Genomic DNA, 12,077 nt, shown 5'->3' with positions numbered 1-12,077 from the left:
CACAGCTAAATTAAACGTATAAAACACAATATTAAATGCGTTGTGTTCTGCGATGTTCTTAAATTATGCTTCTTCGCTTCAAATGACCTTAACTAATAAGGCATTATCGACGAGAATTACCTGGCTGCTACCTACGCTACTTTTTGTAAACGAAAGGCAGAGGATCGATTGGTTTTCCGTTTCTTATTACTTCGTAGTGGACATGAACACCAGTTGAGCGCCCTGTATTGCCCATTTTTGCAATTGGCTCCCCTTTGGTCACCACATCGCCTATTGAAACAGTAAGGGTGTCGTTGTGCCCATAGCGGGTAACATAACCATCACCGTGATCAATTTCTACTAGTTGGCCATAGCCATAGCGCTCACCCGCCCAGGTCACAATACCTGCGGCAGTCGCCACTACGTTTTCCCCTGCTTTACCCGCGAAGTCCAACCCTTTGTGCATGGTAGGTTCGCCAGTAAACGGGTCGGCCCGCATACCATAATAAGAAGACAACCACCCTGACTCTATCGGACGACCAGATAATTGGCTCTGTTCGTTGATATGGTGACCCCTTACCAAACTTTCAAGCATAGACAACTGTTGAGACTTTAAATCAAGTGATTGCTCTAGTTTGGCTATTTCGTGAAGGATGGGGTCGTCTTGGAGGTTTTCCGGTATCGATACCGGTACGAAAGCGTCCAGGTCAGCCGCTGACATACCTAATTCTGTTGCGATTTGCTTGCCCTTTTCGTCAAGTAGCGAGGCCTGTGCAGACAATTCTGCTACATGAGAAAGCAAAGCTTTTAGTTTTATTGTGGTTTGTTGCTTTAGCGCCTCAACGTCTTTTTGTTTTTCGCTGACTTCAGTTTGCGCTAAACGAACCCGTGCTACATCTTCCGACACAGATTCAGTAGAACGGCTCGACACTAGCATAAAAATAGACGAGAGCACGGTTGCGCTCACGAGTGTACGGACACTAATGCTGTGCCTGTAGCGTTTATTTTTACCTGCTAATGTGATTGTTAATTTCATACCACGAAGAAAATTGCTGTTTCACGCCATTCTTTTCATACCACTTCATAACACTATGAATGCGTTTTTAGCTAAAGGCGACAACCTTCAACTTATAGTTTTTTGTCGAATGGGTGAAATTTATATTAATTATTCGGCTACTGTATCATTTATTACAGTAATTGCCATATGAAAAAAAGCCGCCCGTTAGGCGGCTTTTCTAAATTTTTTACGCTAACGCCGGTTGAGCGTAACGAATTGGTGCCGTTTCCTGCGAGTCGTAGGTCACAAACTCCCAACACTCTTTCTGTGCCAAAACGGCATTTAAAAGTTTGTTGTTAAGGCCGTGCCCAGTTTTATAAGCACGCAGCTCACCAATTAAACTATGACCGCCAAGGTATAAATCACCAATGGCGTCCAAAATTTTGTGCTTTAAGAATTCATCATCGTAGCGTAACCCTTCAGGGTTAAGCACGCGGAACTCATCTAGCGCCACAGCATTTTCCATGCTTCCACCAAGCGCTAGATTATTAGCGTTCATATACTCTAAATCGCTCATGAAGCCGAAGGTACGAGCGCGGCTCACCTCATTAACATACGAGCATGAATCAAAGTCCATAACCATATGCTGACGAGTTTGACTGATCACAGGGTGGTCAAAGTCGATTTGAAAATCAACACGGAAGCCATCGTAAGGCACTAATTCGGCCCACTTATCACCATCTTCAACACGAACTGGCTTTGTAATACGAATAAACTGCTTAGGCGCGTTTAATTCTTCAACACCTGCAGATTGAAGTAAGAATACGAACGGGCTAGCACTTCCGTCCATAATTGGCAGCTCGTTACTGTCTACTTCAACAATAATGTTGTCGATACCTAAACCCGCAAGCGCAGATGCTAAGTGCTCTACCGTCTGGATAGTTACACCGTCTTCATTATTTAGACACGTACACAGCATGGTATTACCTACCGCGTTCGCACGCGAAGGTATGTCAACATGTGGTTCAAGGTCAACACGCCTAAACACGATACCCGTGTTTGCTGGCGCAGGTCGGAGAGTCATTGTGACCTTTTCCCCTTTATGAAGCCCAATTCCGGTCTCTTGTACCGATTGCTTGATTGTACGTTGTCTAATCATCTGCTTAAGCTTTTACCTATTAAAAAAGCGGGCGCGAATTATAGTGAGTTATTACTCACATGTCAAAAAACACCCGTTCTGGCAAGTTTTACCTTGTCAGATTACGCATTTTTTCGACCTATTCACGCGAAATTCTTCACGCTGTGTAAATACACCTTACTGAGTAAGACAACACAAACGTAAAATAATTCCCTTCCTTTTCAGGCAGCTAAATTAGTCTGCCTGCTTGCGAAGAAACGCAGGAATATCTAAATACTCCAAATCGTTGTCTGGCTGAGCACTATCGTCAGCTTTCAGCGCTTGGTTGCCTTCTGTGCCACCTACTGCAGAACGCGGCTCACTTGTTTGTGAATTACCGTATTCCTTAGCCGGCTGGGTAAGGCGAGAACCTTCTGCGCTTACTAATGAAATGTCAGGCTTACGCTCTGCGCCAATACCGGTCGCAACAACCGTTACGCGAAGCTCATCTGTCATTTCCATATCGATAACGGTACCGACAACCACGGTCGCGTTTTCTGATGCGAACGCTTTAACTGCATTACCCACAGTTTCGAACTCGTCGATAGCGAAATCAGGACCCGCTGTTATGTTAACAAGAATACCGCGTGCACCTGACAGATCGATATCTTCAAGCAGTGGGCTGGCGATTGCTGCTTCGGCAGCTTCTTCAGCACGGTCTGGACCGCTTGCTGCACCGCTACCCATCATGGCTTTACCCATCTCAGACATAACAGTACGTACGTCTGCGAAGTCAACGTTGATCAGACCAGGGCGAGTAATAAGCTCCGCAATACCTTGAACTGCGCCGCGCAAAACATCGTTTGCTGCGCTAAATGCTTGAAGAAGCGGCGTACCTGGTCCCATTACTTTTAATAGCTTTTCGTTAGGGATGGTAATTAACGAGTCAACATTGTTGGCAAGCTCTACAGTGCCTTGCTCAGCAAAAGAGGTACGCTTTTTACCTTCAAATGGGAACGGCTTAGTCACTACCGCTACCGTAAGAATACCCATTTCTCGAGCAATCTTCGCTACTTCAGGTGCTGCACCTGTACCTGTACCACCGCCCATACCGGCCGTGATGAAAACCATATCGGCACCGTCAAGCGCCTGACGAATGGTTTCTCTGTCTTCTTGCGCAGCTTCGCGACCAATATTTGGATCGGCACCTGCACCTAAGCCTTTGGTTACGCTTGAGCCAATTTGAAGTGTTACGTCTGCACTTGAGCTACGAAGCACCTGTGCGTCAGTATTCACTGCGATAAATTCTACGCCTTCAATGCTTTGAGACACCATGTGCTCAACGGCATTACCACCGCCGCCACCGACACCGATGACTTTGATTACGGCTTCTTCGCCGTGACTATCCATTAATTCGAACATACTTACTCTCCGGTTGTACGTCTTTTTCAACACTACGCCAGGTCATTCCCTTAGGCTAATTGCTTCCTGCTAGCCTTAATGCCGTAGCTATAGCGCCCCCAAAATAAAATTAAAATTCACCTTTAAACCAGCTTTGCACTCGATGAAATAAGCTTTCACCGGGTTTCTGCGTACTGGATTTCTTATTATCAGATTGTACTTTGCCATATTGCAGCAGCCCTACGACTGTTGCAAAGCCAGCATCATCAACGTATTCAGACAAGCCTTTTACGTCGATAGGTTTGCCCACGCGCACGGGCATCTGGAAAAGTTCTTCGGCAAATTCCACAGCACCTTCCATCTTAGCGGTACCGCCAGTAAGTACAAGACCTGCTGCAATTTGCTCTTCCAGACCGCTGGCACGAATTTCATCATGTACCAGCTCAAAAAGCTCTTGATAGCGAGGTTCAATGACCTCAGCTAGCGTATGACGAGACATGACTCTAGCCGGGCGCCCGCCCACGCTAGGTACTTCAATACTGTCTTCCATACTCACCATATCTTTTAATGCACAGGCATAATTCACCTTAATTTCTTCTGCATTGCTGATAGGCGTTCTAAATATTTTAGCAATGTCGCTGGTAATTTGATTACCCGCAACCGGTATAACTGCCGTGTGGCGAATCGCACCATCTGTGAATATAACCATATCCATAGTGCCACCACCAATGTCAACCACACACACGCCAAGCTCTCGCTCGTCGTCAGTTAACACTGCGTAACTTGACGCTAACGCTGAGAAAATTAGCTGGTCTGCATTCAGTTCACAACGCTCAACACACTTCACCATATTTTTCGCCATATCGTCGGCGCAAGTGATAATGTGGGCATCGGCTTCCATTCTTACTCCTGACATACCGATAGGGTTTTTAATGCCTTCTTGTACATCAATCGTAAATTCTTGAGGTAGCACGTGAAGTAAACGACGTTCTGCTGCAATTGGCACACTGCGCGCCGCATGAATAACGTTATCTACATCTTCTTGTGTTACTTCTTGGTTGTTAATCGGTACCATGCCGTTTTCATTCTGGCATTTTACGTGACGTCCCGAGATAGACATGAAAACTGAAGACACACGGCAATCTGCCATTAACTCCATCTCGTTTACTGCACGCTGTACCGACTTAACGACCAGGTTTAAATCGTTAACGCCGCCCTTATCCATGCCTTTCGATGCATGGGTGCCCACGCCTACGATACTGATTTGATCGTCTTCTAGTAATTCACCCACCACGGCCTTTACTTGGCTGGTGCCGATATCTAGCCCTACAATCAAATTGCGTTCAGCAGGTTTTGACATGGTTTCCTTAACTCTCTTCATCTGTGGCGCTGTCATCTTTCCATCCGACTGCAACGCCCGTGTCATAGCGAAGGTCGACGTATTTCACCGCCTTCTCTTGTTGCGCCAAAAGTGGGTAAACATCAATAAACCGTTGTAGCCTATCGATAAACTCCTGACGCCCTAAATTCAATTTAATGCCGTTTTCCAACTGCACTTGCCACGCAAATCGCTCACTCAGTGACAATTCATCAATTGTCATGTCTGTTGTTGCTATTAATGCGTGCATCGCGTTATAGCCTTCTAAGGCAGTTTTTTCACTGCCGCCAGGGCCGTACAGACGCGGCAAGTTAAGCTTCACGCCTTCGTCGTTAAACGTATCCCCATAAGGATTTAACAACAAATCTTCATTCCATTTCGCAACAGGCTGTTGCTCAACCAAATAAATTTTTAACGTATTCGGCCACTTCTTTCTAACTGACGCGCGATAAACCCAAGGCTGCGCTTCAACAAGCTCAAAAACTTCGTTAACGTCAAGCGCAAAAAAGCTTCCTGGCTGCGCTTTGCGTATTAAGCTCTCCAGCTTAGCAATATCGATGTGCTGATAATCACCAGAAAAATCGATAACCTGAACCGGCACTTGCTGTTCGTCTTGCAAATACTGGTTTGCTTTAAGCCCGCCAAATACTAACCCAGCAATTACAAACAGTAAGAAAGCGACACCGCCCCACACTGCCGTTTTGCTTTTTCCGCCTTTTTCAGAAGCGGACTTAACTTGGTTAGTATTGGTATCCGCCACTTTTACGCCTTGTTCGCAACGTCATCAAAACTGGTAGAAAGAATACTTAGTACCAGTTCATCAAATGTTAATCCTGCAACTTTGGCTGCCTTCGGCACCAAACTCTTTTCTGTCATGCCAGGTACTGTGTTTGCCTCTAGCAAGTAAAATTGCCTTTGATTGTCCTGCATAACATCAATTCTTCCCCAGCCGCTGCCAGAAATAGCGTCAAAAGCACGAGATGCTAATTTTGCTAACTGTGCCTCTTGCTCTTCAGACAAGCCGCTTGGGCAATAGTATTCTGTTGTATTATCCTGGTATTTCGCAGCATAATCATAGAATGTATGTGGAGTAGACATGCGAATAGACGGCAACGCCTGCCCCTGTAATACAGAAACAGTGAATTCGGGGCCGTCTATATACTGCTCTAACAGGACTTGATTATCGTATTTAAAAGCGTCCTGAATGGCAGTTTCGAGTTGTTTAGCGCTTGTCACTCTCGCCATGCCAATACTCGACCCTTCTCTGGCCGGTTTTACCATGACTTCATTCCCCAATTTATCCATTATAGCGCTGCACTTACCAGCTTCAAAGTGCCTTTTATCAGCAATTTCATATTTTGCAGTGGGTAAACCTAAACTTTGCCACACTTGCTTAGTATGAATTTTATCCATTGCCAGCGCAGAGCCTAAAACTGGGCTCCCCGTATAGGGAATTTTTAGGAACTGAAGGGCCCCTTGCATCGAGCCATCTTCACCGCCACGACCGTGAAGCATGATTAAAGCTCTATCAACGTTTAATTCAAGGAGATCGGTAAGCGGTCGCTCTGCTGGGTCAAAACCAAAGGCATCTACGCCTTGCCTTAATAGCGCTTTTAATACCGCGTTACCTGAATTAAGTGATACTTCGCGCTCTGCAGAGTCACCACCAAGCAGCACAGCCACTTTACCGTACTCACTGGGCGAATGGGTTTTCTGCGAGCGAGCACTTACCGAAGGACTAATCATGTTATTCCCCTTCCTTAGCAAGTGTGGCAGGCTCTAACTCATGGCGTGCTAAAAGCTTGGCAATTTGTCCGATGTTACCGGCACCTTGAGTCATGACGATATCACCGTCCTGCATGATATTTGCCAAAATTCCTGGCAGCGCCTCTTTATCGCCCACATACACAGGTTCGATTTGACCACGCTGACGAATTGAACGACATAGCGCTTTACTGTCAGCGCCTTCAATAGGCTGTTCACTGGCGGCATATACATCTAGAAGCAAGAGTGCATCGACACTGGATAACACTTCAACGAAATCTTCATAGAGGTCGCGGGTTCGCGTGAAACGGTGAGGCTGATAAACCATAACTAAGCGCTTATCAGGCCAGTTTGCCCGAGCAGCAGCTATAGTTGCTTTAACTTCCGTTGGGTGGTGACCATAGTCATCCACCAAACAAACCTCACCTTTACTGGTAGTAAAGGTGCCTAGCTGCTCAAATCGTCGGCCTATTCCGCCAAAGCTAGCTAGTGCACGAATAATAGCATCGTCATCCACACCTTCGTCGCAAGCCACTGCAATAGCAGCTAGGGCATTAAGCACATTGTGGTTGCCGGTAAGATTCAACGTAATATCTAGCGGTTCACGCTCTGGTCGAATAACGGTAAAACTCGCTTTACCAAATGACAGTGAAATATTCTCTGCGCGATAGTCGTTGTGAGACTCAAAACCGTAGGTGAGAATGCTTCGGCCTATGCGAGGGCGAATCTCTTGAATATTCGCATCGTCACCGCACATTATGGCTTGGCCGTAAAACGGTAGGTTCGACAAAAACTCAACAAAAGTATCTTTTACTTTCGAGAAATCACCACCATAGGTATCCATGTGATCCGCTTCAATATTGGTCACAACCGATACCATTGGCTGCAAGTGAAGAAACGATGCATCGCTCTCATCAGCCTCTGCTATAAGGTAGCGGCTTTTACCTAAGCGTGCATTCGTACCGGCACTGTTAAGCAAGCCACCAATAACAAAAGTAGGGTCATATTCCGCTTCTGCGAAAATCGTCGAAATCAAACTGGTTGTGGTCGTTTTCCCGTGGGTACCCGCTACTGCAATACCGTGGCGGAATCTCATCAGCTCTGCCAGCATTTCAGCACGACGAATGATGGGTATACGCTTTTCACGAGCAACGATAATTTCTGGGTTTTGCTCATTGATGGCACTAGAAACCACAATAACGTCCATGCCTTCGACGTTTTCAGCGCGATGACCTATTTTCACATCAGCGCCCAATTCGCTTAAGCGCTGTGTCATTGGCCCTTCTTGAATATCAGAGCCAGCAATTGCATAACCTTCGTTCAGCAGTACTTCTGCAATACCACCCATACCGGCACCACCGATGCCAATAAAGAATATACTTTTAACCCTGCGCATTTGCGGGCTTTCAAATGGGGTTTTAAAAACCATTAGTCCCCTACTCCTACCACGCTTTTAACGTGGCTTACTACATTTTCCGTGGCATGGGTGCTTGCACATGTTTTTGCAACGCGCCCCATATTCAAGCAGTCTTCAGGGTGTTGTAACCACTGACGCACCGCCTGCCCTAAATTTTCTTTTAATACTGATTGAGCAATCATCAGTGCCGCATTTTGCTTCACTAACGACTGCGCATTTTTCGTTTGATGATCGTCCACTGCAAAAGGTAGCGGAACAAAGATAGCTGCACGTCCTGCCGCAGCTACTTCACTCACAGTGAGTGCCCCAGCTCTACACACAATGAAATCAGCCCATTCATAGGCTGCGGCCATGTCATCGATAAAATCACTGACATAAACTTTCGACATATCAGCGCCTGCGGATTTATAAGCTTGGGCAACACTTTCACTGTTGCCTTTACCGCACTGGTGCTTTATCGATAAGCCTTCTAATACACCGCATGTCTCGGGCACAGTTTCATTCAGTATTTGAGCGCCTAAACTTCCGCCAACCACAAGCATATTTAAAACTTGCTTGTCCCCACTGGTGTTTCCTAGAGGGTTTTCAAGGTTGTTAGCATGAGCGCCTGCGTGATTATCTTCAGCTTTAGGCATCACCTGCCAAATTTCATCGCGAACAGGGTTACCAACAGTATGCACTTTATCCGCACCCCCTGAAAATTGTTCTTTAGCATCGTTAAAGCCAAGAAGCACACGGCTTGCAAATTTACTAAGAAGCTTATTAGTCATGCCAGCCGCTGCATTTTGCTCATGCACTATCACAGGAATACCTAAGCTTTTTGCTGCAACGCCACCAGGTCCGCTGGCATAGCCACCAAACCCGACAACAATATCCGGCTGTAGACGTTTTATAATTCTTCTTGCTGAAAACAAGCTTTTTACTAAAGCAACAGCACCTTTAAGGCGTGCCGAAATACCTTTGCCACGAAGCCCTTTTACAGGAATGAAGTGAATGGGAATGTCGTGCTTAGGTACAACTTGCGCTTCCATTCGCTCGGCGGTGCCCAGCCAATGAATATCCCAGCCTTCATTTCGCAGCGCATTAGCTACTGCAAGACCAGGGAAAACATGCCCGCCTGTACCACCAGCCATAATTAAACAACGCTTAGCCATTATCCGCCTCCTGCGCCACGCGAGCGAGAATAGCTTTAATGCCGGCTTTGCCTTCATCTTCTGCTGTTGATTTTTTTGTCGCAGGCTTAGCTTCAACCGTGGATGATGAAAAGTCTTCATCATCGGTGTTTTTTTCTGTTTTAGTTCTTGGTATAGCCGTTTCCTTAGCCTGAGCTTCGTTTGAGGAAATAGGCTTTTTGCGACGGACCCTTTTCTTGCCGTCCTTACCATCGCCTCGGCCGATTGCTTGTACGCCATCAACCCGTAATTCAAAATCGATACGAAGTAATATAGCTACCGCCACTGACATAATGATAAGTGACGAACCGCCGTAACTAACTAACGGCAGTGTTAGCCCTTTGGTAGGAAGAATACCGGCGCTTGCACCAATATTTACCGCGGTCTGAAAGCTGAACCAAATACCAATGCTGTACGCCATGTAACCATCAAACGCTCGCCCTTTATCTAGTGCTTTGTTTCCAATACTTAGCGCACGCAATACCATCCATAAAATGAGTCCAAGTACTGCAAGTACGCCAACAAAGCCGAGTTCTTCAGCTAAGATAGCCATAACAAAGTCAGTGTGTGCTTCAGGCAAAAACTCTAATTTTTGTAAGCTATTGCCCAGACCTTGCCCAAACCAGTTACCGCGGCCATAGGCCATTAAAGACTGGGTAAGCTGATAACCAGCACCGAACGGGTCGGCCCAAGGGTCTAAAAAGGAGGTAACCCGTTTCATACGGTATTCTTCAAACACGATAAGCGCTACAACCGCCAATATGCCTGCAAACACCAGGGCGAAGAACTGCCAAAGTCGTGCACCCGCTAAAAATAGCAAGCCAATTGTGGTTGCAAACATCACAACGACGGTACCTAAGTCAGGTTGAAGCAAAAGCAACATTGCAAGTGCAAAGAACACCACAAGGGGCTTTATAAAGCCCTTCAAGTTTTCGGTCACTTCTTCGTAACGACGAACCAAATACCCAGCCAAATACGCAAAGAAAAAGAGCTTGGCCGGTTCGGCGGCTTGAATGGTTATAGGCCCAATCGCTAACCAACGGGTACTACCATTCACGGTTCTTCCCACCACCAGTACTGCTAGTAATAGTGCGATAGCCGCTAGCAGAAGGTAGGGGTTGGTCATGCGCCAAAACTGCATAGGCAAGTTAAGGACTACCATTGCGGCAATGATGGCCCCAACAATGTAAATACCGTGGCGAATAGCAAAATAGAAAGGATTGTCGTGCAGCCTATCGGCTACCGGCATAGACGCCGAGGTAACAATAACAACCCCAATGCTCATCAAAGCCAGCGCAATTAAGATCAGCGTTACATCATATGGATGCGTTGCCGAGGGCTGTCCGTCGTGCTTCGCGGCAAATAGCGCACTAAGTTTGGTAGAGGCAGTCATCATGATGTAACCTCCACAGCGCGGTCGTTCTGACTATGTAGATTATGTAGGTCGTATACATCTTGTTTAAACACGTCACCGCGATGCATATAGTTCTTAAACATATCAAAACTTGCACACGCAGGCGAAAGCAATACCACATCACCAGAGGCTGCTAGCCTTGTTGCCGCTTTTACGGCGTCTTTCATGGTTGCCACACGCGTTGTATGCGCAAAACTCATTTCAAACAGATGTGCATCTTTGCCCAAAGCAAACACGTGCGATACATATTTAGTTAGATAAGGATTAAGGCTGGCTATGTCTGCACCTTTAGCGTCACCACCTGCAATAAGAATTAGCTTCCCCTGTATAGTTGGGGCTAACCCTTCAAGGGCCGCTACCGTGGCACCAGTATTGGTTGCTTTGGAGTCGTCGATATAGCGAACGTTGTTTACACGGGCTATTTCCACACACCGATGTGGTGCAGATTTAAAACTGTGTAGATGTTTAACCGCGAGTTCAGGCGACACGCCAAGCTTAAAGCAAATGCCTAGTGCAGCCATAATGTTTAGCACATTATGCATGCCCGCTAAATGAATATCGCTAAGGGCAATAAGCTTTTCGCCATTAAACGTGATGTACAGACGTTGCTCTTCGTCATGAGCACTACCGTCACCGCCAAAAGACGCAATCGCAAACCCTGTAGAAGACTCCCCTAAACCATATTCAGTGATCTCGTGTGATGGTAGCGGCTCTTCAGGCGCTACAAACTCACTGTCCCGCCATACAATCGCAGATTTCGCGTTATCGAAAATGCGATGTTTGGCCTCGATATAGGCTTCAAGGGTACCGTGACGGTCTAGGTGGTCATCGGAAATATTAAGCACAGTGGCAGCGTCAAGTACCAGGCTAGATGTAGTTTCAAGTTGAAAACTTGATAGCTCCATTACTACTACATCTGCATCACTTTGCAGCGCTTCAAGCACAGGGCGACCTACGTTACCCGCTTCAATACTTTTTACACCACAGCTTTTAAGCAAATGGTTCACTAATAAAGTGACTGTAGTTTTGCCATTAGAGCCTGTAATGCCAACTACTCGTTTAGTTGGCGCAGTGCTATTTTCAGGTGTATTTAGGCGGGCAAACAGCTCGACATCACCAATAACCTCTACTCCGCAAGATTTTGCCAAGGCAACTTGTTCAATATCAGGGGCAAGTCCAGGGCTTAACACCAAGGTGTCTACACCATCGAAGTAATCTTCACTTAGGGCATTGCTAGTGACCTTCTCTGCCATAAAAGCTTGCATGTCAGTATCAAGATCACTAGTTGGTGCAGTAAAATTAGCACGTGTATCAAACGCTTTAACCGTTGCTTTTTGTTGCAACAAAAAGCGCACGCAAGCTTGACCTGTAACACCTAGGCCACCGACTACATAACTATGCTCACGTACGTTATACGACATTAATACCTATCTCTTTA

General features: G+C 46.3%; 10 protein-coding genes. All 10 read right to left on the bottom strand.

Annotation, left to right across the window (positions count from 1 at the left end):
• Positions 1-136 precede the first annotated feature (136 nt).
• Entirely contained in the window at positions 137-1,015 is an 879-nt protein-coding gene (locus IW644_RS05995; RefSeq protein WP_269916834.1) for a M23 family metallopeptidase, read from the bottom strand.
• 208 nt (positions 1,016-1,223) lie between these two features.
• Entirely contained in the window at positions 1,224-2,135 is a 912-nt protein-coding gene (gene lpxC, locus IW644_RS05990; protein WP_269916833.1) for a UDP-3-O-acyl-N-acetylglucosamine deacetylase, read from the bottom strand.
• Between the two features lie 213 nt (positions 2,136-2,348).
• The gene (gene ftsZ / locus IW644_RS05985) at positions 2,349-3,515 is read right to left on the bottom strand and encodes a cell division protein FtsZ (RefSeq protein ID WP_118492812.1); all 1,167 of its coding nucleotides are present in this window, start codon (positions 3,513-3,515) and stop codon (positions 2,349-2,351) included.
• A 109-nt stretch (positions 3,516-3,624) separates the two neighbouring features.
• Entirely contained in the window at positions 3,625-4,854 is a 1,230-nt protein-coding gene (ftsA, locus tag IW644_RS05980) for a cell division protein FtsA (protein ID WP_179984267.1), read from the bottom strand.
• 7 nt (positions 4,855-4,861) lie between these two features.
• Positions 4,862-5,632 (bottom strand): cell division protein FtsQ/DivIB, encoded by a 771-nt coding sequence (locus IW644_RS05975; RefSeq protein WP_269916832.1) that lies wholly within the window; start codon positions 5,630-5,632, stop codon positions 4,862-4,864.
• A gap of 2 nt (positions 5,633-5,634) precedes the next feature.
• Positions 5,635-6,618, bottom strand: coding sequence for a D-alanine--D-alanine ligase (locus IW644_RS05970; protein ID WP_269916831.1), 984 nt, complete (start codon positions 6,616-6,618; stop codon positions 5,635-5,637).
• Between the two features lies 1 nt (position 6,619).
• Positions 6,620-8,065 carry a UDP-N-acetylmuramate--L-alanine ligase gene (gene murC / locus IW644_RS05965; RefSeq protein ID WP_269916830.1) on the bottom strand — a complete coding sequence of 482 codons (1,446 nt, stop codon included), beginning with the start codon at positions 8,063-8,065 and terminating at the stop codon, positions 6,620-6,622.
• Positions 8,065-9,207: an undecaprenyldiphospho-muramoylpentapeptide beta-N-acetylglucosaminyltransferase gene (gene murG, locus IW644_RS05960; RefSeq protein ID WP_269916829.1), complete on the bottom strand. Its 1,143-nt coding sequence runs from the start codon at positions 9,205-9,207 to the stop codon at positions 8,065-8,067. Before murG ends, murC begins: the two co-directional genes overlap by 1 nt.
• Entirely contained in the window at positions 9,200-10,621 is a 1,422-nt protein-coding gene (ftsW, locus tag IW644_RS05955) for a cell division protein FtsW (RefSeq protein ID WP_269916828.1), read from the bottom strand. Before ftsW ends, murG begins: the two co-directional genes overlap by 8 nt.
• Positions 10,618-12,060: a UDP-N-acetylmuramoyl-L-alanine--D-glutamate ligase gene (gene murD / locus IW644_RS05950; RefSeq protein ID WP_269916827.1), complete on the bottom strand. Its 1,443-nt coding sequence runs from the start codon at positions 12,058-12,060 to the stop codon at positions 10,618-10,620. Before murD ends, ftsW begins: the two co-directional genes overlap by 4 nt.
• Positions 12,061-12,077: the final 17 nt, after the last annotated feature.

It is taken from the genome of Alteromonas sp. PRIM-21 (assembly GCF_027563165.1).
In the GTDB taxonomy this organism is placed as follows: Bacteria; Pseudomonadota; Gammaproteobacteria; order Enterobacterales; family Alteromonadaceae; genus Alteromonas; species Alteromonas macleodii_A.
Note: the sequence above shows the minus strand (reverse complement) of the source record. Positions and strands in the feature narration are given on the sequence as shown.

Coding starts and splice junctions, on each gene's coding strand:
- IW644_RS05995 (WP_269916834.1), bottom strand. CDS start 1,015: ATGAAATTAACAATCACATTAGCAGGTAAAAATAAACGCTACAGGCAC.
- lpxC (WP_269916833.1), bottom strand. CDS start 2,135: ATGATTAGACAACGTACAATCAAGCAATCGGTACAAGAGACCGGAATT.
- ftsZ (WP_118492812.1), bottom strand. CDS start 3,515: ATGTTCGAATTAATGGATAGTCACGGCGAAGAAGCCGTAATCAAAGTC.
- ftsA (WP_179984267.1), bottom strand. CDS start 4,854: ATGTCAAAACCTGCTGAACGCAATTTGATTGTAGGGCTAGATATCGGC.
- IW644_RS05970 (WP_269916831.1), bottom strand. CDS start 6,618: ATGATTAGTCCTTCGGTAAGTGCTCGCTCGCAGAAAACCCATTCGCCC.
- murC (WP_269916830.1), bottom strand. CDS start 8,065: ATGGTTTTTAAAACCCCATTTGAAAGCCCGCAAATGCGCAGGGTTAAA.
- murG (WP_269916829.1), bottom strand. CDS start 9,207: ATGGCTAAGCGTTGTTTAATTATGGCTGGTGGTACAGGCGGGCATGTT.
- ftsW (WP_269916828.1), bottom strand. CDS start 10,621: ATGATGACTGCCTCTACCAAACTTAGTGCGCTATTTGCCGCGAAGCAC.
- murD (WP_269916827.1), bottom strand. CDS start 12,060: ATGTCGTATAACGTACGTGAGCATAGTTATGTAGTCGGTGGCCTAGGT.